This window comes from Arthrobacter sp. 10N418, assembly GCF_056394725.1.
This window is the reverse complement of record NZ_JBFTIK010000011.1, coordinates 73,029-98,195: the sequence shown is the minus strand read 5'-3', so window position 1 is coordinate 98,195 and position 25,167 is coordinate 73,029. Positions and strand designations below refer to the sequence as shown.

At 67.9% G+C, this 25,167-nt stretch carries 26 protein-coding genes; 20 read left to right on the top strand and 6 right to left on the bottom strand.

Annotation, left to right across the window (positions count from 1 at the left end; genetic code table 11):
- Positions 1–7: 7 nt before the first annotated feature.
- From folE to AC1DCZ_RS10760, 10 genes are all read left to right on the top strand, one after another.
- Complete coding sequence (folE, locus tag AC1DCZ_RS10805) at positions 8–652, top strand: GTP cyclohydrolase I FolE (RefSeq protein ID WP_476974570.1); 645 nt, start codon at positions 8–10, stop codon at positions 650–652.
- Between the two features lie 12 nt (positions 653–664).
- Entirely contained in the window at positions 665–1,612 is a 948-nt protein-coding gene (folP, locus tag AC1DCZ_RS10800) for a dihydropteroate synthase (protein WP_476974569.1), read from the top strand.
- 10 nt (positions 1,613–1,622) lie between these two features.
- Positions 1,623–1,982, top strand: a complete 360-nt coding sequence (folB, locus tag AC1DCZ_RS10795; protein ID WP_476895766.1) for a dihydroneopterin aldolase — start codon at positions 1,623–1,625, stop codon at positions 1,980–1,982.
- Positions 1,979–2,518 carry a 2-amino-4-hydroxy-6-hydroxymethyldihydropteridine diphosphokinase gene (gene folK / locus AC1DCZ_RS10790; RefSeq protein WP_476974568.1) on the top strand — a complete coding sequence of 180 codons (540 nt, stop codon included), beginning with the start codon at positions 1,979–1,981 and terminating at the stop codon, positions 2,516–2,518. The genes folB and folK overlap by 4 nt, the downstream gene beginning before the upstream one ends.
- Positions 2,515–3,039, top strand: coding sequence for a DUF3180 domain-containing protein (locus AC1DCZ_RS10785; protein WP_476974567.1), 525 nt, complete (start codon positions 2,515–2,517; stop codon positions 3,037–3,039). The genes folK and AC1DCZ_RS10785 overlap by 4 nt, the downstream gene beginning before the upstream one ends.
- Positions 3,020–3,532, top strand: a complete 513-nt coding sequence (locus tag AC1DCZ_RS10780; RefSeq protein ID WP_476895763.1) for a PH domain-containing protein — start codon at positions 3,020–3,022, stop codon at positions 3,530–3,532. The genes AC1DCZ_RS10785 and AC1DCZ_RS10780 overlap by 20 nt, the downstream gene beginning before the upstream one ends.
- Before the next feature lie 24 nt (positions 3,533–3,556).
- A complete protein-coding gene (locus AC1DCZ_RS10775; protein WP_476974566.1) occupies positions 3,557–5,134 on the top strand; it encodes a PH domain-containing protein in 1,578 nt (525 codons plus the stop codon).
- Positions 5,127–6,023 (top strand): Rossmann-like and DUF2520 domain-containing protein, encoded by an 897-nt coding sequence (locus tag AC1DCZ_RS10770; RefSeq protein ID WP_476974565.1) that lies wholly within the window; start codon positions 5,127–5,129, stop codon positions 6,021–6,023. Before AC1DCZ_RS10775 ends, AC1DCZ_RS10770 begins: the two co-directional genes overlap by 8 nt.
- A 1-nt stretch (position 6,024) precedes the next feature.
- Complete coding sequence (panC, locus tag AC1DCZ_RS10765) at positions 6,025–6,927, top strand: pantoate--beta-alanine ligase (RefSeq protein ID WP_476974564.1); 903 nt, start codon at positions 6,025–6,027, stop codon at positions 6,925–6,927.
- 274 nt (positions 6,928–7,201) lie between these two features.
- Positions 7,202–8,665, top strand: a complete 1,464-nt coding sequence (locus tag AC1DCZ_RS10760) for a DHA2 family efflux MFS transporter permease subunit (RefSeq protein ID WP_476974563.1) — start codon at positions 7,202–7,204, stop codon at positions 8,663–8,665.
- 33 nt (positions 8,666–8,698) lie between these two features.
- Here the strand turns inward: AC1DCZ_RS10760 and AC1DCZ_RS10755 are convergent, their stop codons facing one another.
- From AC1DCZ_RS10755 to AC1DCZ_RS10745, 3 genes are all read right to left on the bottom strand, one after another.
- Positions 8,699–9,532: an alpha/beta fold hydrolase gene (locus AC1DCZ_RS10755; protein ID WP_476896686.1), complete on the bottom strand. Its 834-nt coding sequence runs from the start codon at positions 9,530–9,532 to the stop codon at positions 8,699–8,701.
- Between the two features lie 51 nt (positions 9,533–9,583).
- Positions 9,584–10,210: a thymidine kinase gene (locus AC1DCZ_RS10750; RefSeq protein WP_476896685.1), complete on the bottom strand. Its 627-nt coding sequence runs from the start codon at positions 10,208–10,210 to the stop codon at positions 9,584–9,586.
- A 96-nt stretch (positions 10,211–10,306) separates the two neighbouring features.
- Positions 10,307–11,251: an alpha/beta fold hydrolase gene (locus AC1DCZ_RS10745; RefSeq protein ID WP_476974562.1), complete on the bottom strand. Its 945-nt coding sequence runs from the start codon at positions 11,249–11,251 to the stop codon at positions 10,307–10,309.
- Between the two features lie 77 nt (positions 11,252–11,328).
- Between AC1DCZ_RS10745 and lysS the strand changes: the two genes are divergently transcribed.
- From lysS to AC1DCZ_RS10725, 4 genes are all read left to right on the top strand, one after another.
- Complete coding sequence (gene lysS, locus AC1DCZ_RS10740) at positions 11,329–12,861, top strand: lysine--tRNA ligase (RefSeq protein WP_476974561.1); 1,533 nt, start codon at positions 11,329–11,331, stop codon at positions 12,859–12,861.
- 2 nt (positions 12,862–12,863) lie between these two features.
- On the top strand, positions 12,864–13,055 hold the full coding sequence (locus AC1DCZ_RS10735) for a hypothetical protein (protein WP_476896682.1): 192 nt from the start codon (positions 12,864–12,866) through the stop codon (positions 13,053–13,055).
- A 132-nt stretch (positions 13,056–13,187) separates the two neighbouring features.
- Positions 13,188–13,514, top strand: coding sequence for a histone-like nucleoid-structuring protein Lsr2 (locus AC1DCZ_RS10730; RefSeq protein ID WP_476896681.1), 327 nt, complete (start codon positions 13,188–13,190; stop codon positions 13,512–13,514).
- Positions 13,515–13,901: 387 nt separating this feature from the next.
- Positions 13,902–16,394 (top strand): ATP-dependent Clp protease ATP-binding subunit, encoded by a 2,493-nt coding sequence (locus tag AC1DCZ_RS10725; protein WP_476896680.1) that lies wholly within the window; start codon positions 13,902–13,904, stop codon positions 16,392–16,394.
- Between the two features lie 90 nt (positions 16,395–16,484).
- Here AC1DCZ_RS10725 and AC1DCZ_RS10720 read toward each other — a convergent pair whose 3' ends face one another.
- A complete protein-coding gene (locus tag AC1DCZ_RS10720; protein WP_476974560.1) occupies positions 16,485–16,928 on the bottom strand; it encodes a QcrA and Rieske domain-containing protein in 444 nt (147 codons plus the stop codon).
- Between the two features lie 144 nt (positions 16,929–17,072).
- Here AC1DCZ_RS10720 and AC1DCZ_RS10715 point away from each other — a divergent pair, with 144 nt between their 5' ends.
- The 5 genes from AC1DCZ_RS10715 (at position 17,073) to dhaM (ending at position 22,523) form a co-directional block, all read left to right on the top strand.
- Complete coding sequence (locus AC1DCZ_RS10715; protein WP_476974559.1) at positions 17,073–19,196, top strand: S9 family peptidase; 2,124 nt, start codon at positions 17,073–17,075, stop codon at positions 19,194–19,196.
- Positions 19,197–19,223: 27 nt separating this feature from the next.
- Positions 19,224–19,733, top strand: coding sequence for an amino-acid N-acetyltransferase (locus AC1DCZ_RS10710; RefSeq protein WP_476974558.1), 510 nt, complete (start codon positions 19,224–19,226; stop codon positions 19,731–19,733).
- 492 nt (positions 19,734–20,225) lie between these two features.
- On the top strand, positions 20,226–21,227 hold the full coding sequence (dhaK, locus tag AC1DCZ_RS10705; RefSeq protein ID WP_476974557.1) for a dihydroxyacetone kinase subunit DhaK: 1,002 nt from the start codon (positions 20,226–20,228) through the stop codon (positions 21,225–21,227).
- 1 nt (position 21,228) lies between these two features.
- Positions 21,229–21,855, top strand: coding sequence for a dihydroxyacetone kinase subunit DhaL (gene dhaL / locus AC1DCZ_RS10700; RefSeq protein ID WP_476974556.1), 627 nt, complete (start codon positions 21,229–21,231; stop codon positions 21,853–21,855).
- Positions 21,852–22,523, top strand: a complete 672-nt coding sequence (dhaM, locus tag AC1DCZ_RS10695; protein WP_476974555.1) for a dihydroxyacetone kinase phosphoryl donor subunit DhaM — start codon at positions 21,852–21,854, stop codon at positions 22,521–22,523. The genes dhaL and dhaM overlap by 4 nt, the downstream gene beginning before the upstream one ends.
- 6 nt (positions 22,524–22,529) lie before the next feature.
- On the opposite strand, the gene AC1DCZ_RS10690 is transcribed toward dhaM, so the two are convergent.
- Positions 22,530–23,222: a DUF4386 family protein gene (locus AC1DCZ_RS10690; RefSeq protein WP_476974554.1), complete on the bottom strand. Its 693-nt coding sequence runs from the start codon at positions 23,220–23,222 to the stop codon at positions 22,530–22,532.
- 92 nt (positions 23,223–23,314) lie between these two features.
- Positions 23,315–24,133, bottom strand: coding sequence for an HhH-GPD family protein (locus tag AC1DCZ_RS10685; protein ID WP_476974600.1), 819 nt, complete (start codon positions 24,131–24,133; stop codon positions 23,315–23,317).
- A 295-nt stretch (positions 24,134–24,428) separates the two neighbouring features.
- Here AC1DCZ_RS10685 and AC1DCZ_RS10680 point away from each other — a divergent pair, with 295 nt between their 5' ends.
- Positions 24,429–25,127 carry a hypothetical protein gene (locus AC1DCZ_RS10680; RefSeq protein WP_476974553.1) on the top strand — a complete coding sequence of 233 codons (699 nt, stop codon included), beginning with the start codon at positions 24,429–24,431 and terminating at the stop codon, positions 25,125–25,127.
- The last annotated feature ends 40 nt before the right edge of the window (positions 25,128–25,167 follow it).

Genomic DNA, 25,167 nt, shown 5'->3' with positions numbered 1-25,167 from the left:
TTCTTCTGTGACTTCTAACTTCGACGACGACGTTCCCGCCACCGCCGCTCCTTCGGCGGTGGACGGGACAGCCCAGCACTCCCGCCCGAAAGTGGACCGCCCGCGCATCGAGGCGGCAGTGCGGGAAATCCTGCTGGCCATCGGCGAGGACCCGGACCGCAGCGGTCTCGTGGACACCCCGAAACGGGTGGCGAAGGCCTACACGGAAATGTTTGCCGGCCTGCACCACGATCCGGCTGAAATCCTGGCTACGACCTTCGACCTGGACCACGAGGAACTGGTGCTCGTCAAGGACATCCCCTTCTACTCCACGTGCGAGCACCATCTGGTGCCGTTCCACGGCGTGGCGCACGTCGGCTACATTCCCTCGCACGACGGCAAGGTCACTGGCCTGAGCAAGCTGGCCCGGGTGGTGGACATGTTCGCCCGGCGCCCCCAGGTCCAGGAGCGGCTGACCACCCAGATCGTCGAAGCCCTCGTCACCCACCTCAAGCCCCGCGGCGCGATCGTCGTCGTCGAATGCGAACACCTTTGCATGTCCATGCGCGGTATCCGCAAGCCCGGCGCGAAGACCGTCACCAGTGCGGTGCGCGGGCAACTGCATGACCCGGCCACCCGTGCCGAAGCCATGAGCCTCATCCTCGGAAGGTAAGAAATACAGACTATGGACTCCTTAGCTGCAGCCCCTGGGACCGGACCCGCGACCTCGCCGATGCCCGTACTGCGCAAACCGCGCCCGGCAGCGAGGTTTCAGGACCTGCCCACGGACCGGACCCTCGTGATGGGAATCCTGAACGTCACCCCCGACTCCTTCAGCGACGGCGGCAAGCACCCGACAGCCGACACCGCCATCGCGGCCGGACTCCGCATGTTGTACGCAGGCGCTGACATCATCGATGTCGGCGGCGAATCCACCCGCCCCGGCGCGATCGCAGTCGGCGTCGAGGAGGAACAGCGCCGGGTCCTGCCGGTGATCGAGGCGATGGTCAAGGCCGGTGCCCTCGTCAGCATCGACACGACGCATGCCGCCACCGCGGCCAAGGCCCTCGAGGCCGGTGCCGCGATCATCAACGACGTCTCCGGGCTGACCATGGAGCCGGAAATGGCGGAGCTGGCGGCCCGAACCAAGGCCCCGTACATCCTCACGCACCGCCGCGGCGACGCCAGCACCATGAACGAACTGACGGACTACCGGAACGTGGCCGAGGACGTCGCCGCCGAGCTCGCGGGCGTCCGGGACAAGCTCTACGCCGCGGGTGTGGCACCGGAACAGATCATCGTGGACCCCGGCCTCGGGTTCGCGAAGACGGATGTGCAGAACTGGGAACTGCTGCAGCACCTGGACGTCCTGCAGGCCATGGGCCACAGGGTCCTCGTGGCGGGGTCCCGGAAGCGCTTCCTGGGCAGCCTCCTGGCGGTGGCCGGCAAGGCCGCCCCGCCGGAGGAACGCGACGCCGCGACCGCCGCCGTGACCGCCATCAGCGCCTTTCGCGGTGCCTGGGCCGTGCGCGTGCACGACGTCGGCTCAAGCCTCGACGCGGTCAAGGTCGCCGCCCGCATGGCACCCCCGGCGCCCTCGGCAACTACACCGCCCGCCCCCGGCCACGGCTGATCCGGCCGCCATGGACCAGATCACGCTGACCGGCGTCACCGCCGTCGGCCATCACGGGGTGTTCGAGTTCGAACGCCGGAACGGCCAGCCGTTCATCGTCGACGCGGTGCTGCACCTTGACTTCAGCAAGGCGGCCGCGAGCGACGACGTGCAAAACACCGCACACTACGGCGAAGTGGCCGGCTGCATCAAGGCCTGGATCACGGGGGAGCCGCTGAACCTGATCGAAGCCCTGGCCGTGCGGATCGCCGAGGACGTCCTGGCCAAGTTCGCGGTGGCCGCCGTGGACATCACCGTGCACAAGCCCAAGGCTCCGATCGACGTCGAATTCGGTGACGTCTCCGTCAGCGTGCACCGGGAGCGGCGATGAGCCCGGTCTACACGCGGGCCGTGCTTGCGCTCGGCAGCAACCTCGGGGAGCGCAGCGACACCCTCTCCGCGGCCGTCGCGGACCTCGTCGATCCGCCGGAGGTCCGCCTCCTCGCCATCTCGCCGATCGTCCAGACGAAGGCCGTGGGCGGGCCGCCGGACCAGCCGGACTTCCTCAACATGGTGATCGCCGTGGAAACGAGCCTGTCCCCGCTGGAACTGCTGCGGCACTGCCACGAAGTGGAACGCAAACACCTGCGGGTGCGTGAGGTCCGGTGGGGGCCGCGGACTCTGGACGTGGACATCGTGACTTACGGGGACATCGTGAGTGCGGACCCCGAACTGACCTTGCCCCATCCCCGGGCCGCGGAACGTGCCTTCGTGCTGTATCCGTGGTCGCTGATCGATCCCGCGGCGGAACTCAACGGCGAACGGGTGGGCGACCTCGCCGCCAGGGCCGCGGACTTCGCCGACCTCGCACCCTTCGACGGTTTCCAGGACGTCAACGCCGGGGCCGACGCCGTGGAGTTGCCGTGAAGCTCACCAACCCCCTGGTCTTGCTCATTATGGCGGTGGCAGTGGCCGCCGCAGGCTGGTTCGCGACCCTCCTGACGAGCCGCTACAGCATGGCGACCCCCGTGCTGCCGCTCACCGGGCTGGTGACCATGGGCGTGATCGTGGCACTCACCCTGGTGCTGGGCATCCGCGTGCTCCGGTGGCGCAACGGCAAGAAAAAGAAAATCCTCAACCCCATCCTGGCGGCCTGGACCCTCGTCCTGGCCCAGGCCTGCGCTTACACGGGCACGGTGCTGCTGGGCTGGCACGCGGGGATCTTCATGGACCAGTTGCGTCTCTGGAACCTGCGGAGCAACCATGACATCGCCTGGCAGACGCTCGCCATGGCCGGCGGGGGTCTGGTCATGATCGTCGTGGGCCTCGTCGTCGAGCGGTTCTGCCGGATCCCGCCCGAGGACGGCGACGCCGAAACGGTTCCCGGACGGCAGGGCAAACGCAGCAAACCCTCGGCGGAAGGCGAATATGCCTACCGAGGCGATTGATCCGCCGGGCATCGCCTGGCTTCGGGTCTCACCCAAGTACGTCACCGTGCGCCTCGTCGGCTGGGCCCTCGGAAACCTGATCGTGGTGGCCATCGTGTCGCTGCCACTGGTCTTCGTTCTGGCAGCCGCATGGGTGTGGCCCCCGCTGTGGCTGGCCGTCGCCGTGCCGGCGGTGTTGCTGCTCCTTGCCATCTGGCGGCTCGTGCTGATCCCGAGGCAAGTGCGTTCCATCGGTTACGCAGAGCGCGAGGACGACCTCCTGATCCGCCGCGGGATTTTCTTCCAGCGCACCCTCGTGGTCCCCTACGGCCGCATGCAATATGTCGACATCGGGGCGGGGCCGGTGGAACGCGCGCTCGGTCTCTGCACCCTCAAGCTGCACACCGCCTCCGCCGGGACCAACGCGGAAATTCCTGGCCTGCCCGCGAGTGAAGGCGCGCGGCTCCGCGAGCAGCTGTCGGCCCGGGGCGAAGCCCGGCTGGCCGGTCTGTGACACGACTGCCGTGAAGGGACCGAAGTGACACAGGGCGGCACCGGAATTGCCCCGCGGCAGGGGGCCGGTACGGCGGAACCGTCCGACGGCGGCTGGCTGCGCGTGCACCCGGCATCGCCGTTCGTCCGTGGCTGGGTGGCACTGGCCGCCATCGCCTTCTTCTTTGGCCGCGACACCTTTGAGCGGCTCCTCCAGGGCGGCCCCCTCATCGACGACCGCTTCGCCGGGCGTGCTCCGTGGCTGCTGCTCGGCGGGGGCGCCATGCTGCTGCTGGGCGTGCTCGGTTACCTCCTGACCTGGTACTTCACCCGCTACCAGGTGGCGGACGGCTACGTACGGGTCAACACCGGCTTCCTCTTCAAGCAGCAGCGCCAGGCCAGGCTGGACCGGGTGCAGGCGATCGATATCGTGCAGCCGCTACTGGCCCGGATCTTCGGGCTGGCCGAGCTCAGGTTCGAAGTCGCCGACGCCGGCGTATCCGCGATGCGCCTGGCCTACCTCCGCACGGCGGAGGCCACGCAGCTCCGGGCCACGATCCTGTCCCGTGCCGCCGGAGTGCTGCCGGAACCCGGCCGTCCGGAGGATAGGGCTGCGGAGGCGCCCGAACGGGCAGTGCTGACCGTGCCGCCGTCGCGCCTTGTCGGGTCGCTGGTCCTGAGCGAGCAGAGCGTCACTATTGCGGCGGCCGGTGTCGTGTCCGTGGCGCTGTCTGCCGTCACCGAGAACCGCAGCTTTTCGTTCTTCCTGATTCCTGCCGCCCTGGGCCTGGTGGCGGCCTACTGGTCCTCGTTCAACAAGGGCTACAACTTTACCGCCGCCATTTCTCCGGACGGCATCCGGCTGCGCTACGGGCTGCTCGACACCCAGGCGCAGACCCTGCCGCCGGGCAGGATCCAGGCGTTGCAGGTCAGCCAGCCGCCGCTGTGGCGGATCCTCGGCTGGTACCGGATGCAGGTCAACGTGGCCGGATACGGCACCTCCGGAAACAACCGGGAAGCTTCGGCCCGGACCACGCTCCTGCCCGTCGGGACCCTCGCCGAGGTGCTGGCCATGCTCGCCCTCGTGCTGCCCGATCCCGGGACCCCGGAACCGGTGCGGATCTTCACGGCAGGCCTCACCGGGATGGCCGACGCCACCCGGTCACCGGAAACCGCCTCCGCGCAGGAGAACGACGGCGGCTTCGTCACCACGCCGCGCCGCGCCCGCCTCCTGGCGCCGCTGGGGTGGCGTCGTAACGGCTTCGCCTCCACCGGCACAGCCCTGCTGCTCAGGTCGGGCCGCTGGTGGCGGCATCTTGTCGTGGTACCGCACCAGCGCACGCAGTCGATCGCGCTGCAGCAGGGTCCGCTGGCCCGGCGGTTCAGGGTGGCGGACCTGGTCCTGCACACCACGGCCGGCCCGGTCTCTCCGCGGCTCGTCCAGGCGGGCCTGGACGAAGGCCGGGCGCTGCTCGATGCGCAGTCCGCCCGCGCCCGTGCCGCACGGAAACGCCAGACCAGCGAACACTGGCTGGACCCGGTCAGGCCGGTGGGCGCGCTGTTCGGCGCGCAGCCGGCGGCTGAGGACCAACAAACCCCTAAGGAAGGCCCGCACCATGGCTAAGCCAGGACGCCTCGGCGTCGGAATCATCGGGGCCGGCAGGGTCGGTGCCGTCCTGGCGGCGGCGCTCCGCGGAGCCGAGCACGCCATTATCGGAGTGTCCGCCCTCTCGGACGCGAGCCGCGAACGCGCCGAAACCCTGCTGCCCGGCGTCCCCATCCTGGACGTGCAGGACATTGTGGAGCGCGCCGAACTCGTCCTGCTGGCAGTCCCCGATGATGCCCTGGGCCCGCTTGTGGACGGCCTCGCCGCCCTGGGCGCCTGGCAGCCGGGCCAGCTCGTGGCCCACACATCCGGCCGCTTCGGCGTCGGGATCCTGCATCCGGTCCGGGCCGCCGGTGCCGTGCCGCTCGCACTGCACCCGGCCATGACTTTCACCGGAATGAGCCTGGACCTCACGAGGCTCCTGGACTGCACCTTCGGCGTCACGGCTGATGCCGCGATGCTGCCGATCGCCCAGGCCCTCGTGGTGGAGATGGGTGCCGAGCCCGTCGCCATAGCCGAGGCTGACCGCGTGCTTTACCACGCGGCCCTGGCCCACGGCTCGAACCACCTCGTCACGCTCGTGGCGCAGGCCTCCGAGCTGCTCCGCGAAGTCGGCGTCGACGCCCCCGAACGTATGCTCGGACCGCTGCTGCGCGCCACCCTCGAAAACGCGCTGGCCTCGGGCGAATCTGCCCTGACCGGGCCCGTGGCGCGCGGGGACACGGGCACCGTGGCCGCGCACGCCGAGGCGCTCCGGGAGCACGACGGCGGCTCCCACGGCGATATTCTGGAGGCGTACCTGGCCATGGCCCGGGCGACTGCCCGCCGGGCAGGAAGCCGCGGACTGTTGAAGCCGGAGCAACTTGACGGCATCAGCGAGGCGCTTGATGCCCCGGAAGGACCCTGACGTGACAATCCAACTCGTGACCACGCCGGCCCAGCTGCGCGCCGAGAGCGCGCGCCTGCTGAGGCACAAGGGCGGGACATCCCAAGGGCTCGTGCCCACGATGGGCGCCCTGCACGAGGGGCACGCCCGGCTGGCACGAACCGCCGTCGCCCAGAACGACGTCGTGGTGGCCAGCATCTTCGTCAACCCGCTGCAGTTCGGCGATGCCGTGGACCTGGAACGGTATCCGCGCACGCTCGATGCGGACCTGGCCCTCCTCGACGCCGAGGGCGTGGACCTCGTGTTCGCCCCCTCCGTGGACGAGGTCTATCCAGACGGGGAACCCTCCGTGCGCATCACCGCGGGGCCACTGGGCGAGAAATGGGAGGGCGCCTCCCGCCCCGGACACTTCGACGGAGCCCTGACCGTGGTGGCGAAGCTGCTGCACTACGGGATGCCCGGTACCGGCCTTCCCGGCACTGGCCTTCCGGCGTACCGGGCCTACTTCGGCCAGAAGGATGCGCAGCAGCTGGCCCTGGTCAAGCGCATGGTGGAGGATCTGAACTTCCCGGTCGAGATCGTCGCTGTTCCGATCGTGCGCTCCGCGGACGGGCTCGCGCTGTCCAGCCGCAACCGGTTCCTCTCGGACGAGGAGCGCGAGGCGGCCCTCGTGCTGTCCCGGGCCCTCCGGTTGATCGAGGAGCGGGCCAACGCCCGTGAACCCCTGGACGTGGAGTCTGCCCAGGCACTTGTCGAGTCGCAGCCGCTCGTGGGGCTGGACTACTTCGAGGTCGTGGATCCGCGAACCCTTGAGCCGCTCGCCGAGAACTGCAAGGACACCCCGTTCCGCGGCGAGGGCCTGGCCATTATCGCGGCCAAGGTCGGACCGGTGCGCCTGATCGACAACGTTCCGCTGGCCTCCTAGCACCGATCGACCGCGGGGATGCCACCCTCCCGCAGTTGTGGCGGGTCCGACGCGAACGCTCCCGCAGTTGTGGCGGGTCCGACGCGAACGCTCCCGCACTTGTGGCGTAGGAGCTGCGGGAGCGTCCGCCATTTTTTCGCAGGAGCTGCGGGAGCGTCTGCTATTTTTCCGCCGGAATTACCGGAGCAACGGGAATTACCCGCCAAGCCAGACGGTTGGAAACTGAGGCAGCACTGATGCGCCGGAACCGCCCCGAACTCCCTGAGGGAACACCATGGCTACAGACATCTCGCCAACCGCCCACCGCGATCCTGCGCAGACCAAGGTGGCCGCCGCCACGGCAACGCAGAAGATGTCCCGCGAATCCGTGACCATCATCGTCACGTTGCTCGTGGCCACCTTCGTGGTGATCCTCAACGAAACCATCATGAACGTCGCCCTGCAGCGGCTGATGGTGGATCTGAAGATTGACGCCCCGACCGTCCAGTGGCTCTCCACGGGCTTCATGCTCACCATGGCCGTCGTCATTCCCACAACCGGGTTCATCCTGCAGCGGATGTCCACCCGTGCCGTGTTCATGCTGGCCATGGGACTGTTCTCGGGCGGCACGCTCCTGGCAGCCCTGGCGCCGGGATTCGAAGTCCTCCTTGCGGCCCGCATCGTCCAGGCCGGCGGCACGGCCATCATGCTTCCCCTGCTGATGACCACCATCCTCACCCTGGTGCCGGTGGAGCGCCGCGGCGCGGTGATGGGCAACGTGAGCATCGCCATCTCAGTGGCGCCGGCCATGGGCCCCACCGTTTCGGGTCTGATCCTGGAACACTTTTCCTGGCGGTTCATGTTCGTCTTTGTCCTGCCGATCGCCCTTGCAGCGTTCGGCCTCGGCGCCAAGTACCTGACCAACATCGGCGAGACCGAAAAGACCCGCCTGGACGGCCTCTCGGTCGTGCTGACGGTCCCCGCCTTTGGCGGGCTCGTGTACGGCCTGAGCCAGATCGGGGGCGGACAGGGCGGTCCGGGCGCCCCCGCCGTGGTGGCGCTCGCCGTCGGAGCATTGACGCTGCTGGTGTTCGTGCTCCGGCAGTTGAAGCTGCAGAAGGCCGAAGGGCCGCTACTGGACCTGCGCGCCTTCAACTTCCGGATGTTCACGGTATCCGTGCTGCTGCTGGTGGTGGCGATGATCGCCCTGTTCGGGGCGGTGATCCTGCTGCCGCTGTACCTGCAGCAGATCCGCGGACTGAAATCGCTGGAGACGGGCCTTGTGCTGCTGCCCGGGGGACTCGCGATGGGCCTTCTGGGACCGTTTATCGGCCGTCTTTTCGACAAGGTCGGCCCCCTGCCCCTGACGCTCATCGGCTCGGCGCTGATGGTGGCATCCCTCTGGCAGCTCTCCATGCTGGACGCCGGGACGCCTGTCGGCTGGATCATCGCGCTGCACGTTGGCCTGAGCCTTGGCCTCGCGCTCCTGTTCACGCCAGCCTTCACGACCGGGCTGAACCCGCTGCCGCCGCACCTGTATTCGCACGGTTCGGCCATCATGAGCACCCTGCAGCAGGTGGCCGGGGCCGCCGGCACGGCGCTTCTGGTCTCAATTTATGCAGTGGTCTCGGCCGGCGCGGGCATCGTCGCGGGCATGCACGCCGCGTTCCTGACGGCCGCAGTCATAGCAGTCGCCGCCGTCGTCCTCTCCGCCCTGATGCGCAAAACCGCCCCCGCAGAGTCCCCCTCCACGAACTAAGCACATCGCCGGGATCCGCCTGGAGGGCCAGGCTCAGCCCGCGTAGAACGCGCTGAGTTCGGCGATGAGCCGGTCCGGGGCCTTGTTGACGCCGTCGTGTCCCATTCCCGGCAGGATCGTGTAGCTCGAGCCGGAGAGCACGTCGTGGATCTGGGCGCAGGCCACACCGAAGTAGGCGGGGCTCTTCTCGCCCACAATGATCAGCGTTTCCAGCGGCAGTTCCAGGAACGGTTCTGCAGGCATGTCGGCGGCGATGATGGCCTTGATCTCGCGGACACCGGTCTGCATGAGCTCCCGGAGCTGTTTGCCGATCGGGGTGCCTGCCGAGAGTTTGTTCGCCAGCGTCAGCATGGACAGCGGCATCCGGGACAGTGCGCTGCCGGTCTCCAGGCCCTTGAGCAGGACGGCGAGGGCGCGGTCGTCGTCCCCGGCCGCCGTGGCCCGCTCGTACTCCGGGGTCCAGTCCGCGGTGACGCTGTGGTTGACGGACACGGCGGGGTCGTACACGGCCAACCGTTCCACCGGCAGGGTGCGGGCCGCGTGCAGCGCCACCGCCCCGCCGAAGCTGTGGCCGAAGACGTCCGTGCTGGACGTGTGCTTCATGACGGCGTCCAGGTCGTGGATGTCCACGTCCAGGGTGTAGTCCTCCGGCTGCGGGGAGGACGAGCCGCGGCCGCGCCGGTTGAAGGTGTGCACCGGCCGGCCCAGCGAGGCGCTGAGTTTCTGCGCGAAACGGGTGTAGTCGGCCGCCGTCACCATCGAGGCAGGCACGACGACGATGCCCGAACCCGCCGAGGCGAGCTCGGCGCCCGTGCTGAAAAGCTCAATCGTTCCGCCGTCGGGTGTTCTGATGTTCTCGCGGGTCATGTTCCGAGCCTAGCTGAGCGCGCGCCGCAGTGCAGTAATCCCGCAGTGCCGCTAGCTGCCCAGCCGGCCGCCGGAGACCTCGAGGTAGCAGGAGCCGCAGAGCGATTCGTACCAGACATCCTGGCCGTCGATGGCGACCTGGTCGCCGTCGAACACCACGTGCTCGCCGGCCCGACGGGTGTTGAAGATGGCTTTGCGGCCGCAGCGGCAGATGGTTTTGAGCTCTTCGAGGGTGTGGGCGATCTCAAGGAGCCGGAGCGAGCCGGGGAAGGCGCGGGTCCGGAAGTCCGTGCGGATTCCGTAGGCGAGCACGGGGACGTTGTCGAGGACGGCGATGCGGAAGAGGTCGTCCACCTGTTCCGGTTCCAGGAACTGGGCCTCGTCCACCAGCAGGCAGGCCACAGCCTGGGTGTCGACGTGCTCAAGCAGGGCGTCGGGATCGTCTCCGGCGGCCTGGGCGGCGAAGAGTTTCCGGGCGGAGGCTCCGGCGGGAATCACGAAGTCCACCGACCGGGTCATGCCCAGCCGTGACACGACGTCGGAGTCGCCCTTGGTGTCGACGTCGGGCTTGGCCAGCAGGACCCGCTGGCCGCGTTCCTCGTAGTTGAACGCCGCCTGCAGGAGCCCGGTCGACTTGCCGGAGTTCATGGCGCCGTAGCGGAAGTAGAGCTTGGCCAAGGGGGTCCTTTCAAAGGCGTCGCCCCCGATTCTAGCGGGCCGGCGGCCCTGCTGCCGGTCGCGGCAACCGGTCCGCGGCGCCGGACCCGGCGTCCGTCAGCGGCCCGGAATCATCCGCCGCCGTCCGGCCGTGCGTCCGGGTAAGCGTACCGGGATTCCGGCGGCGGTCCCGGTGCCGCCAAGGAGGAACCTGGCTGTCGTGAGGGCGAGCCGGTTTCCCGGCCGGATGGGCCCCTCATGCAGCTGCCCCGGAACCACCGCGAAGCTGAGGGCAGGGACGGCAGCCGCGAGCTCCCGCCCGGTTTCGCCGAAATAGGCCGGGCTCCAGCCGCCGCTGAGCATCAGGGTGGGTGTGGTCACCGCGGCGAAGTCCGTCAGTTCGGCGTCGGCGTCCAGCACGGCGCGCATTTCGGCGACGGCGGTGGGCAGCAGTTCCCGCATTTCCGCGCCCAGGCTGGTCCGGGCGGAGAGGATGCTGAGCATGCGCAGCGCGCCGAGCGGCAGCCGGGAAACCGGACCCGCGGTCTCGAGTCCCTGGACCAGATGGGCCCAGGCGTGGTCCAGCTTGCCGGCCGCCACCGAACGCTCCAGTTCGGGCCGCCAGCGGCGGTTAAGGTTCCCGGCGAGCGACACGGCCGCGTCATAGGTCACCATGCGGCGGATCGGCAGGGTGCGCGCCGTTTGAAGCGCCACGAAGCCGCCGTAGCTGTGCGCGACGACGTCGCTCGCCCCGGTCTCGCGCAGCACCGCAGTCAGATCAGCGGTCTCGGTCGCCGCGGAGTAGTCGGCGGGCTGGGGAGAGGAACCGGCGCGTCCGCGCCGGTTGTAGCAGTGCACCGGCTGTCCGAGCAGGAGACTTAGTTTCCGGGCGAACGGGCGGTACAGCGCATCGGTGACCAGGGTCCCGTGCACCATGACGACGCCGGACCCGGTCTGGGCCGCCTCCCCGCCGTTGGCCGGCTGCACCCGCTCGCCCGGCCGGAAGGTGTGCAGTTCGAGGTGGCCCTCGCCGTCGTCGGTCCTCATAGTCCATGTCTCCACAGCCCCGAGTCTATTCCCGCACGCTCCCCGTCCGGGCAGAACCTGAGCGGCCGGAACTCCCGGTAAACTTGGGGATTGTGACTTCCCAAAACACCCCCGTCCCGAACCCCGCCGCCGAGCACCACGACGCCAGCGAACAGACGCGCATCCGCATGGAGAAGCGCGCCAGGCTCATTGAGCGCGGTGTCGAGGCCTATCCGGTGGGTGTTGAGCGCACGAACTCGCTGACCGAGATCCGCGAAAAGTACGCCCACCTCGAGGCCGACGAAACCACCGGCGACCTCGTCGGGGTGACGGGCCGCATCGTGTTCATCCGCAACACCGGCAAGCTGTGCTTCGCGACCCTCCAGGAGGGCGGCCTGGACGGCAAGGCAGTGCGGCTGCAGGTCATGCTGAGCCTGGCCAACATCGGCGAGGAGGCGCTCGCGGACTGGAAGTCGCTCGTGGACCTCGGTGACCACGTCTTCATCAAGGGCGAGGTCATCTCCTCCCGGCGCGGCGAGCTCTCCGTCATGGCCGAGTCCTGGTCCATGGCGTCCAAGGCGCTGCGCCCCCTGCCGGTGCTGCACGCCGAGCTCAATGAGGAAACCCGTGTCCGCCAGCGCTACGTGGACCTGATCGTCCGCGACGAGGCCCGTGAAATGGTCTACACCCGGGCCGCGATCACCCGCTCCATCCGCGAGACCCTGCACCGGCAGGGCTATGTCGAGGTGGAAACCCCCATGCTGCAGCTCGTCCACGGCGGCGCCACGGCGCGGCCGTTCGAGACGCACATGAACGCCTTCGACCAGAAGATGACGCTGCGCATCGCCACCGAGCTGTACCTCAAGCGCACGGTGGTCGGCGGAATCGACCGGGTCTACGACATGGGCCGGGTGTTCCGCAACGAGGGCGTGGACTCCACCCACAGTCCCGAGTTCACCACCCTGGAGAGCTACGAGGCCTGGGCCGACCAATTCGTTATGGCGGACCGGATCAAGGAGATCATCCTGGACGCCGCCGACGCCGCCGGCGTGGGCCGTGTCCTGCAGACAGAGGACGGCGAAATCAACCTCGACGGCGACTGGGCCTGGATGGCCGTGTACCCGGGGCTCTCCGAAACCGTGGGCCGGGAGATCACCCCCGAAACCCCAGTCTCAGAGCTGCTGGAACTGGCCGCCAAGCACGAGGTCAAGGTCGATGCCAACTGGGACGCCGAGAAGCTCGTCGTTGAGCTCTTCGGCGAGCTGGTGGAGCCGACCCTGCTCAACCCCACGTTCGTCTACGATTACCCGCCCTCCGCCCAGCCGCTGGCCCGCCAGCACCGCGAGGATCACCGGCTGATCGAGGCCTGGGACCTCATCATTGGCGGCATGGAGCGCGGTACGGCCTTCTCCGAACTGATCGATCCGGTCATCCAGCGCGAACGCCTCACCGAACAGTCCCGCCGCTCCGCCGCCGGCGACGTCGAGGCGATGCAACTGGACGAGGACTTCCTCCGGGCCCTGGAATACGGTGCCCCGCCCATGGGTGGAATCGGCCTGGGCATCGACCGGCTGGTCATGCTGTTCACGGGCGCGGGCATCCGGGAAACCATCCTCTTCCCGCTGCTGAAGCCCGAGGGACACTGAGCATGGACTACATCGCCGTATTGCTGCCCTCCGTCGTTGTCGGCCTGATCTTCTGGTTTGCCATGAAAGCCATTTTCAATGCGGACAAGTCCGAGCGGCAGGCCGAAGCCCGTGCCCAAGCGGAGGCCGAAGCGCATAACAGGGACGGGGATGCCGGCCCCACGGACAGCAAATTCCCGGGAAAGAACTTATAGCGCCCTATTCCGGCCTGTGGTTTTCCTTTGGAAAAAGTTTTCCGCTTTGACTCGCTGCCGTAAACCGGAGGATACTTTTTACAGATACATCCTGCTTTTCTAAACGCTCGTCCTTTTGGAAAGAGAGTCTTTATGGCACAGAAAGTAAAGATCATCCTCGTTGATGATCTGGATGGGGGATCCGCGGACGAGACTGTCCGGTTTGGCCTTGACGGCGTCAGTTATGAAATCGACCTGTCGTCGAGTAATGCTTCAGAACTCCGCTCTGCAGTGGAGCGGTTTGTAACGCACGCACGCAAGACATCAAGCGGACGCGCCACGCGCACGAAAATCACAAGCGGACGGAATCAGGACTCAGCCCAGATCCGTCAGTGGGCCCGCGACAACGGCTATGCGGTAAATAGCCGGGGACGTATCCAGGCTGAAATTCAGGAAGCCTACCAAAAGGCAAATTCCTAGCCGCGAGGCCATCATCCTGCGCAGTCGACTCAGCTTCACGGCGCATTAACAACGGCTTTGCCCCCGCTTTCGGCGGGGGCTTTGTCGTGTCCGCCCTATGATGCGGTCGGCGCCGGCGCGTTCCAGCCCGGTTGCCGGCCGAAGAAGCGGTCCGGCGCCGGGGGACACGCCGCATTCAGTGCGTATCGAAAAAAGCAATTGGGCAGGAGCGCCGCCGGTCCAGGCAGGATGTGTCGGACCGCCGTCGTTCCAGGACCCGGCCGGCCCGGGTTTGAGCCCTGACGTGACTTGGCAGCGGCGCCCCGGTTTCCCCTGTGGCGAACAAGCCCCAAATCTGGAACCCGGCCACGTAGCATCAAAGTACGTCGTAGCTAGGAGTGTGGCGAAATGTTTGAGCGATTTACGGACCGTGCCCGTCGCGTAGTTGTGCTTGCCCAAGAAGAGGCACGCATGCTGAACCACAATTACATTGGTACCGAACACATCCTCTTGGGTCTGATCCATGAGGGTGAAGGTGTTGCCGCCAAAGCCCTGGAGTCTTTGAGCATTTCGCTCGACGGCGTCCGCGAGCAGGTGCAGGAGATCATCGGCCAGGGCCAGCAGGCCCCGTCCGGCCACATCCCCTTCACGCCGCGCGCCAAGAAGGTGCTGGAGCTCTCGCTTCGCGAGGCCCTGCAGCTGGGACACAACTACATCGGCACCGAGCACATCCTGCTCGGCCTCATCCGCGAGGGTGAAGGCGTCGCCGCCCAGGTGCTGGTCAAGCTAGGCGCTGACCTGAACCGCGTCCGCCAGCAGGTCATCCAGCTGCTGTCCGGCTACCAGGGCAAGGAAACCACCGGAGCAGGCGTCGGCCCCGGCCAGGCCGAGGGCACCCCCGCCGGATCCGTGGTCCTGGACCAGTTCGGCCGCAACCTGACTCAAGCCGCGCGGGAAAACAAGCTGGACCCCGTGATCGGACGTGAATCCGAGATGGAACGCGTCATGCAGGTCCTTTCCCGCCGTACCAAGAACAATCCGGTGCTGATCGGCGAGCCGGGCGTCGGAAAGACAGCCGTCGTCGAAGGCCTCGCCCAGGCGATCGTCCGCGGCGATGTCCCCGAGACCATCAAGGACAAGCAGCTGTACACCCTGGACCTCGGGTCCCTCGTGGCCGGCTCCCGCTACCGCGGTGACTTCGAAGAGCGCCTCAAGAAGGTCCTCAAGGAGATCCGTACCCGCGGGGACATCATCTTGTTCATCGATGAGATCCACACCCTCGTTGGTGCGGGCGCGGCCGAAGGCGCTATCGATGCGGCTTCGATCCTGAAGCCCATGCTGGCCCGCGGCGAACTCCAGACCATCGGTGCGACCACACTGGATGAATACCGCAAGCACATCGAGAAGGATGCTGCCCTGGAACGACGGTTCCAGCCGATTCAGGTCAAGGAACCCTCGGTCGCCCACACGATCCAGATCCTCAAGGGCCTCCGCGACCGGTATGAAGCCCACCACCGCGTCACCATCACCGACGGCGCCCTCGCCTCGGCGGCGAGCCTGTCCGAACGCTACATCTCGGACCGTTTCCTGCCGGACAAGGCGATCGACCTGATCGACGAGGCCGGCGCCCGGCTGCGCATCCGCCGGATGACCGCCCCGCCGGAGCTCAAGGTCATGGACGAGAAGATCGCCGCCATGAAGCTCGAGAAGGAATCCGCGATTGACGCGCAGGACTTCGAAGGCGCCGCCTCCCTGCGCGACAAGGAGCAGAAGCTCATTGCCGAACGTGCCGAAAAGGAACGCCAGTGGAAGACCGGCGGCATGGACGACATTTCCGAAGTCGATGAGGACCTCATCGCCGAGGTGCTGGCGAATTCCACCGGCATCCCGGTCTTCAAGCTGACCGAGGAAGAGTCCTCGCGCCTGCTAAAGATGGAGGACGAGCTGCACAAGCGTGTCGTGGGCCAGGACGCGGCCATCAAGTCGCTGTCCCAGGCCATCCGCCGCACCCGTGCAGGCCTCAAGGACCCGAAGCGTCCGGGCGGTTCGTTCATCTTTGCCGGCCCCACCGGAGTCGGCAAGACGGAGCTCGCCAAGGCACTCGCGGAGTTCCTGTTCGGCGAAGAGGACGCCCTGATCACCCTGGACATGTCCGAGTACTCGGAGAAGCACACGGTGTCGCGGCTCTTCGGTGCCCCTCCGGGCTACGTCGGCTACGAGGAAGGCGGACAGCTGACCGAAAAGGTCCGCCGTCGTCCGTTCTCCGTGGTGCTTTTCGACGAAGTGGAGAAGGCGCACGCCGATCTCTTCAACTCGCTGCTGCAGATCCTGGAAGACGGCCGCCTGACCGACTCCCAGGGCCGCGTGGTGGACTTCAAGAACACGGTGATCATCATGACCACCAACCTCGGCACCCGGGACATCTCCAAGAGTGTGGCCACCGGCTTCCAGTCCGGCACGGATACGCAGACCGGCTACAACCGGATGCGTGCCCGCGTCACGGAGGAGCTCAAGCAGCACTTCCGTCCCGAGTTCCTGAACCGTGTTGATGACGTTGTGGTGTTCCCGCAGCTGACCCAGGACGAGATCATCGAGATCGTGGACATGTTTGTGGGTCGGCTGGAAAAGCGGCTCAAGGACAAGGACATGGGCATCGAGCTCACGCCGGCAGCCAAGGTGCTGCTGGCGACCCGCGGCTACGATCCCGCCATGGGTGCCCGGCCGCTGCGCCGCACCATCCAGCGCGAGATCGAGGACCAGCTCTCCGAGAGGATCCTCTTCGGCGAGATCCACGCCGGCGACATCGTGGTGGTGGATGTGGACGGCGAAGGCGACGACGCCAAGTTCACCTTCGCAGGCAACGCCAAGCCGCGCATCCCGGAGATCGCTCCGAGCGTCTAGGCATCAACGCAAAGGCCCCGTCTTCCCGGAAGGGAGGGCGGGGCCTTTGCCTTGTGCCGTCGGACGGCATGTTGCCGTACACAAGTGCCGTCAGGCGGTGACGGTGATCCAGTCCCCGTCGATGGCCGCTTTGAGGGACGCCAGGGGTTTGCGGGCCGGCCCGGTAATGACGCTGCCGTCCGAGCCCTTGAAAGTGGAGCCGTGGCACGGGCAGTCGAATTCCTGGCCGGCCGGGGCCACCGGGCAGCCGGCGTGCGTGCAGGCTGCGTCGTAGGCCAGGACCTTCGTCTCCTCCGGACGGAAGATTACGACGGCCCTTCCGTTGGCATTTCCCGTTGCAGTTTCGCCCACCTTCACGTCGTTGAGCTTGCCGACCCTGACCGGGGTGCCGGCTGGCACTGAAGCCCCAGCGGCCGATGGGGCCGGGGCTTCGGTCGCCGCCGGGGCGCAGGCGGAAAGAGCCAGGGCGCCACCGACCGTGGCGCCGGCGCCGAGCAGCAGGGAGCGTCGAGGCAGGGATTTCTCAGGGTTCATGGACCCATCATGCCAACTTTGCCTGAAAGGACCCTGCGACCCTTAGCGCCGGAACGTCCACCCGGTGCCGCGGAATCTGAAAGCAGTGTTTCACTCATAGTGAACGTAGTGTGATCCGAGCCACAGGAGGTGTTGAATCGGGGCATGGCTTCCACCGAATCAGAGATCCTGAGCGAAAAACCCGAAACTCCGTTCCACGACCTGGACCACTACCTCGCGATTCCCAGGGTCAGCGGCCTGGCGCTGAGTCCCGACGGCACGCGGCTGGTCACCACCGTGGCCACCCTGAACGCCAAGGGCACCGAATACGCCACCGCCCTGTGGGAGCTGGATCCGGCAGGGCAGAAGCAGTCGCGCCGGATCACGCGCAGCGCGAAGGGCGAGGCCGGCGCGGTGTTCACGGCCGACGGCGATCTCTACTTCACTTCCGCGCGGCCCGACCCGGACAACCCCGAGGCGGACCCCGTCAACGCACTGTGGATGCTTCCATCCGGCGGCGGCGAAGCCCGTGTGGTGCTCTCCCGCGCCGGAGGCGTCAGTGGCGTCCTCGCCGCACGGGACTCCGGCGCACTGTTCCTGAGTGCCGCCGTGCTGGCAGGCTCCACCGGGGAGGCTGACGACGAGGAACGCCGCAAGTCCCGCAAGGACACCAAGGTCGCGGCCATCCTGCACACCGGCTACCCCGTGCGGTACTGGGACGCAGATCTGGGCCCCGCGCAACCGCGGTTCTTTGCAGTGGAGCCCGGGGACGAGAAAGAGCCCGGCAAACCCGCCACAGTGGACGTTACCGCGCCGCTGACACTGCGGAACCTGACCCCCGACGCCGGAAACGGCCTCCGGGACGCGGAATCCGTGGTCAGCCCGGACGGGAAGAGAATTTACAGCAGCTTCAGTAAGCCGCTGGCGAACGCGGACACGCGGTCCGTGCTCGTCGCGGTCGACGTCGCCACCGGCACCCGCACGGTCCTGCTCGACGCGGAGGACGTGAGCTACTTCCCCGGGCCGGTCAGCCCGGACAACCGCACCCTCGTGGTGCTCAGCGAAAGCCACACCACCCCTGACGCGGCCCCGCGGATCCTGCTTCACCTGCTCGACGTCTCCGGCGACGTCCCGGGCGGCACGCCCCTGGCACCCCTGGCCCACGACTGGGACCGGTGGCCCCGGCCCGCGGCCTGGCTCCCCGACGGATCCGCGCTGCTCGTCACCGCCGACGACGACGGCGCGTCGCCGGTCTTCCGGATCAGCGTTTCCGGTGAGGCCGGCGCAACAGGCCACGTCACCCGCCTGACAGCCGACACCGCGGCCTACACCGACGTCGTGGTTTCCCCTGACGGCCGCAGCGCCTACGCGCTGCGGAGTTCCTATGAGTTCCCCGCAGAACCCGTGCGGATCGACCTCGATGGCGGCGGGACCGTCCGCTTGCCCGCGCCGGCGGAGCGCCCGCAGTACAAGGGGACGCTCGAGCGCGTGGCGACGACGGCGGCCGACGGCGCCCGGGTGCCGGCGTATCTGGCCCTCCCGGACGGGGCGTCCGCCGCCAGCCCGGCGCCGCTACTGCTCTGGATCCATGGCGGGCCCCTGGGATCCTGGAACGCCTGGACGTGGCGCTGGAACCCGTGGCTGCTGGTGGCCCGCGGTTACGCCGTGCTGCTGCCGGACCCGGCGCTGTCCACCGGGTACGGCCAGCACCACATCCAGCGCGGCTGGGGTGAATGGGGCAAGGCTCCCTTCACCGACCTGATGGCCATCACCGACGCCGTCGTGCAGCGACCGGACATCGACGAGACACGCACGGCAGCCATGGGCGGGTCTTTCGGCGGCTACATGGCCAACTGGGTGGCCGGCCACACCGACCGGTTCAAAGCGATCGTCACCCACGCCAGCCTATGGGCCCTGGACCAGTTCGGCCCCACCACGGACGCCGCCCAGTACTGGCTCAAGGAAATGTCCGCGGACATGGCCCTGGCGAACTCCCCGCACCTGCACGTGGAAAACATCAGCACCCCCATGCTGGTCATCCACGGCGACAAGGACTACCGCGTACCGATCGGCGAAGGCCTGCGCCTCTGGTACGAACTGCTGTCCAAGTCCCGGCTGGCGGCCGACGAAAACGGCGAGAGCGACCACCGCTTCCTGTACTTCCCGGACGAGAACCACTGGATCCTGCAACCCCAGCATGCCAAGGTCTGGTACGGCGTTATCGAGCACTTCCTGGCCAGGAAGCTGTTGGACAAGGACCTTCCTGTGCCTGCTGAACTCGGTCTCTGAGCGGAAACTCAGCCGTAAGATTGGGCTGTGACTGAGACGATCCGCATCCGCCCTGCCCGCACCAGCGATGTCGCGGCCATCAAATCCCTTGTGGCGCCGCTGGCTGATCAGCGCATCCTCATGGCCAAGGAGACGGTGGCGTACTACGAGAGCCTGCAGGAGTTCCGGATCGCCGAAGCCGCTGACGGCGAGGTGATCGGCTGCGGGGCGTTGCACGTGATGTGGGAGGACCTGGCCGAGGTGCGCACCCTGGCCGCATCTGACGCCTGGCGCGGCCAGGGCGTGGGACATTTGCTGGTGGAGCGCCTGCTGGAGGATGCCAAGGGCCTCGGTGTTTCACGTGTGTTCTGCCTGACGTTTGAGGTGGGTTTCTTCAAGAAGCACGGTTTCGAGGTGATGGCGGACCAGACGGCCGTGGATCCGGTGGTCTATTCGGAGCTGCTGCGCTCGCATGACGAGGGCGTCGCCGAATTCCTGGACCTCGCCCGCGTGAAGCCAAATACGCTGGGCAATACCAGGATGATCAAGTCGCTCTAAAGACATTCAGGAAAGGGTCTTCCGCTCAATAAATTTGATGGATAAACTGACCCCGGCCCAGGGGGTGGGCCACAGTCTTTCTGGAGTCAAAAATTGCACAAGAACGTGATTTTTCCTGATTTCTCAGCATTCCAAATGACTATCGCGGGTGGCCCCGGAGAGTGCGCTCCGCGTGGACGCGGCCAGGAGCCAGAATCCAGCCAGGCTTCAACTCAAGAGTCCGCACCCGGGCCCGATGCCGGACCGGCCCCCGGCTCGGACCGGCTCGGACCACCACCGTTTTCGTGGCTGGGCAGCGATGCCTGGCCCAGTTTCCCGTCGTTGGGGGACACCCGTCCGTGACCCGCGCCGGCTCCACGGCTGCAGCGGATCGGGCTGTTCTGCAGGCTGCGCGGTGCGCTTCAGCCGTTTGAAACCGGGAGCCTACCGCTGGCAGGGCCCCGGTAGTAGGGTCTAAACAAGCAGCCAGGACACCATCCAGGGAGCACCGCCATGAAGAAACTCATCAATGATCCCCGCGCCGTGGTTGACGAGTCAGTGGAGGGCTTCGGGCTTGCACATGCCGATCTCGTGACCGTCTTCGCGGACCCGAAATACATCGTCCGGAAGGACGCCCCGGTGCCCGGAAAAGTGGGGCTCGTTTCTGGTGGCGGCAGCGGCCATGAGCCACTTCACGGCGGCTACGTGGGCATGGGAATGCTCGACGCCGCCGTGCCCGGCGCAGTGTTCACCTCACCCACACCGGACCAGATCCTGCCGGCCACGCTCGCCGTGAACTCCGGGGCCGGCGTCGTGCATATCGTGAAGAACTACACCGGTGACGTCCTCAACTTCGAGACCGCCGCCGAACTGGCGCAGGCCGAAGGCGTGGAAATCCGCACGGTGCTCGTCAACGACGACGTCGCCGTGCAGGACTCGCTATACACCGCCGGTCGGCGCGGCGTGGGCGGCACCGTCCTCGTGGAGAAAATCGCCGGCGCGGCCGCCGAGCGCGGAGACAACCTCGACGCTGTCGCGGCGATCGGGGACCGCGTCAATCAGAACGTCCGGAGCATGGGGGTGGCGCTGACCGCCTGCACCGTCCCGCACGCCGGGGTGCCCAGCTTTGAGCTTGAGGAAAACGAAATCGAGATCGGGATCGGTATCCACGGGGAGCCTGGCCGGCACCGCATCCCGATGGAAAACGCCGATGGCATCACCGACCGGCTGCTGGACCCCGTCGTCAGCGACCTCGGGCTCGTGTCCGGGGACAAGGTGCTCTTGTTCGTCAACGGAATGGGCGGCACGCCGCAAAGCGAGCTCTACATCGTCTACCGCCGGGCCGCGCAGAAGCTGGCCGACCAGGGCGTCACCGTGGCGCGCTCGCTCGTCGGAAACTACATCACGTCCCTCGAGATGCAGGGCTGCTCCATTACCGTCCTGCGCCTCGACGACGACATGACGGCCCTCTGGGACGCGCCCGTCCATACCCCGGCCCTCCGCTGGGGCGTCTGACGTGGGGCTGGACGTCAACTGGGCGGTACGGTGGCTGACCTTCTCCGCCCAGGCCATGGCGGAACACCGGGTCGAGCTGATTGAACTGGACCGGCCGATCGGGGATTCCGACCACGGCGAGAACATGGACCGCGGCTTCAGAGCCGTGATGGACAAGCTCGCCGAGTCGCCTCCGGATTCCCCGGGAGCCGCGCTAAAACTGACGGCGATGACCCTGATGTCCAAGGTGGGCGGCGCCGCCGGCCCGCTCTACGGCACCGCGTTCCTGCGCGCCGCCACGTCGCTGGGCGAGACGTCCGACGTCGACGCCGCGGCCTTGGCGGCGGCGCTGCACGCCGCCCGCGACGGCATTGTCGCGCGCGGCAAGGCGGAGTCGGGCGACAAGACAATGGTGGACGCCTGGACCCCGGCGATTGAGGCGGCCGCCGTTGCGGCCGGAGGCGGGGACGTCCGGAAGGTGCTGCTGGCCGCTGCAGAGGCGGCCGAGGCCGGTGCCGTGTCCACCGACCCGATGCTCGCCCGCAAGGGGCGCGCCAGCTACTTGGGGGAGCGGAGCATCGGCCACCGGGACCCTGGGGCTGTGTCCAGCGCCCTGATCCTGCGCGCCGCGGCCGGAGCTGCCGCATGACGGTCCGGCTGGTCGTCGTCTCGCACAGTGAAAAGATCGCCGACGGCGCGGTCGAACTTGCCGCCCAGATGGCGCCCGACGTCGTGATCCTTCCCGCCGGAGGGACAGACGACGGGCGGATCGGCACCAGCCTGGACAAGGTGATGGCGGCGCTGGAACAGGCCGCCGGGGACGGGATCGTCGTGCTCACGGATCTTGGCTCTGCGGTGATGACCGCGGAGTCGGCCGTGGAGTTCATGGCGGAGCCCGGCTCCGTGCTGCTCGCCGATGCCCCGCTCGTGGAGGGGCTTGTGGCTGCCGCGGTGGCAGCCCAGGCGGGCGCAGACGCGGAGGCAGTGAAGGAGGCCGCCGAAGCCGTCTACCGGCCCCCGGTTGCGCCGGAAATCCCCGAGCACGAGCACCAGCAGCCACCAGATGCCATGGGGGACTTCGAACTCGTCAACCAGACGGGCATGCATGCCCGGCCTGCGGCGAAGATTGCCGGCGGCCTCTCCGGGATGGACGCCGACGTGACGGTCAACGGCGTCGACGGGTCGTCCATGACTGCCCTCATGATGCTCGCCGCCGGCAAGGGGACGGTGCTGCACGTGGAGGCAAGCGGCCCGGACGCCGCCAAGGCCATCGGCTACCTGGAGCGCCTGGTCAAATCCGGCTTCGGCGAACCCTAGGGGTCCTCAGCCCGTGCCGGCCGCAGGAACGGCCTCCTCCAGCCGCGCGTGCCGTGATTGGCTCCAGGCCATCCACCCGCCCGCCGCCGCCGTGAGCAGGGCACCGGCCGGCTGGGTCGGGAGGCTGCTGCCGGTGGTCGCCTGCCCCAGCACCACGCCCAGGACGTAAAAGAGCACGGCGCCTGCCACCCAGAGGGCCCCGGCCCAGCGCGGAAGCGTCCGGGATTGCCAGACGGCAACCCCGAGCAGGACGTTTCCAACGAACGCGAGCAGGAGGCCGAGCAGGAACGCGCCCGTCATGGCGGCTGGAAACTCCAGTTGCATGACGTCCCGGTTCCCGTCCAGATAGGCCTTCCCGATTGCGGGAGTGGCGAAAGTGGAGAGGGCAGCGGGGACCAGCAGCAAGGCAGTGCCGGCGATGGCGATGACGGCTGCTGCCAGTGCAAGGCGGCCGACACGGCTGTTGGCCAGGCAGCAGCCCAGCGCGAGGACCCCGAAGATCGCGAGGATGGTGCCTCCCGTGCTGCCGAACAAGTGGCTGGTCTGGTAGGAGCCCGAGCTGACGAACCGGGCCCAGGCGTCGGGGTCCCTCTGCTGGTCCGGCTGCGGCTCAAGCGTGGCCCATGCGGTGATCAGGCCGTAGACGGGCAAGGTCCACAACCCGGCCCGGATCCAGTGGGTGATGTTTTGTGCGTTCATGGACCGCCACCTTCCCCGACCGTGTGCCCCGGAAACGGGGGCGCCGCGTGCCCAGCCTAGTTCCGGTTCGTGTCCCGGGCTAGGGTGTCCGGTCAGGCAGGGAGCCGGATGCCGCCACCGTGGAACTGCGCCAGGCCGTCGCTCAACAGGCCGGCCAGCGCGCGTTCAAGCTGCTCGGGAGCCGAATTGAGCCGGTGCAGGGCCGCGAGCGGGACGCCGATCCCCTCGGGCTCGAAGCCAAGGTCCGCCGCCGCGCGCTGGAACAGCTCCGGTTGCACGGGCGCGTCGGCTGCACGAAGGACTGCCATCACGGCGCCGCGCACCTGCCGGTCCGTGCCGTGCCAGGACTGGCCCTTGGGCGTGTACGCCGGAGGCGGCTCACCGGCCGCCAGCCAGGCGCAGGAGTCCCTGACCGGACATTGTCCGCACTTGGGCGAGCGCGCCGTGCAGACCAGCGCCCCGAGCTCCATGACGGAGGCATTCCACCGCACGGAGGCGCCGACGTCGTGCGGCAGCACCGCCGCAGCCAGCCGCATTTCCGCCGCGGTCAGGGCCTGCGACGGCAGGGCCGACCCGGTGAGCAGCCGCGCGTGGACCCGGCGGATGTTGGTGTCCACCACGGTTTCGCGGCGTCCGAAGGCGAAGGCCGCCACGGCAGCCGCCGTGTAGGTACCCACGCCCGGGAGCTCCAGCAAAGCCGCAGACGTGTCCGGAACCCGTCCGCTATGGTCTTCTGCGATGGCTACGGCGGCCGCGTGCAGGCGCAGGGCCCTGCGCGGATACCCGAGCCGCCCCCAGGACCGGACTGCCTCGCCCGCGGGCTCGCTGGCCAGATCGGCCGGTTCCGGCCAGCGCCGCAGCCATTCCTCCCAGACCGGCAGGACACGGACTACCGGGGTCTGCTGGAGCATGATCTCGCTGACCAGTACGCCCCACGGTGTGCAGTCCGCCGCGCGCCAGGGCAGCTCCCGGGCGTTGGACCCGAACCAGGCCGCCAGTGCATGATGCAGCCCGGCGAGCCCCTGGCCGGCCCGATCCTGGGCATCGGCGGGCAGCCCGCCCGGGAGGGCTCCGGGTGGCATGACGGCTGGGATCAGGGGGGAGTCGGCTAGAGCTTTGATCCATTTAGCGTAATAGATTGCGGCCGCGGCCAGCCCAGCGGCGTGGGAGGGCCCCATACCCTGCGGGGTTCTCTAGCCTAGAAGGATGGTCAGGCAAGGCAATTCAGGAACGAACGGTTCAAAGCCGAAGGGTTCCGCGGGCGGGAACTCCGCGCGGAAACCCGGACGGGCACCGCTCAGGCCCGTTTACCGCCGCCGCCGGCTGTTCGTCGGCGTCATCGTGCTGCTGGTGATGGCCGTTGCCTTCGGCGGCTTTGCCGCAGTTTCCGCCGGCATGAAGTCCGGCGGGCAGGCCGCCGGCACACCCGCCAACGAGACCAAGCCGGCCCCGGCCGGCGTAACTCCGGCGACATCTGCAGCCCCGGCAGCCACGCCGACCCCCACACCCGCAAACGGCTGCGACCAGAATCTCGTCACCGTCTCGGCGGCCACGGACAAGCCTGCCTACGCCGCGGGCGAGATTCCGTTGCTTACCTTGAAAGTCACGAACGGCAACAAGGTGCCGTGCGAGGTCAATATCGGGACGTCGCAGATGGAATACCTGATCACGAGCGGCTCGGACCGGATCTTCTCGTCCAAAGACTGCCAGTCGGAGAGCTCGGATCTGATGAAGACCATCGCGCCTGGCCAGAGCGAGACGGCGAACTTCCAGTGGCAGCGCAACCGCACGGTGCAGGGCTGCGATCCGGTCGAGGCCAAGCCGGGCGCCGGCGGCGCGTATTACGTCTTCACCGCGCGGCTGGCCAACAAGACCAGCCCCAAGGCAGTGTTCCAGCTCAACTAATCCCCGTCGATTGCTCCGCAGGCGCCGTTTTGAGGGTCCA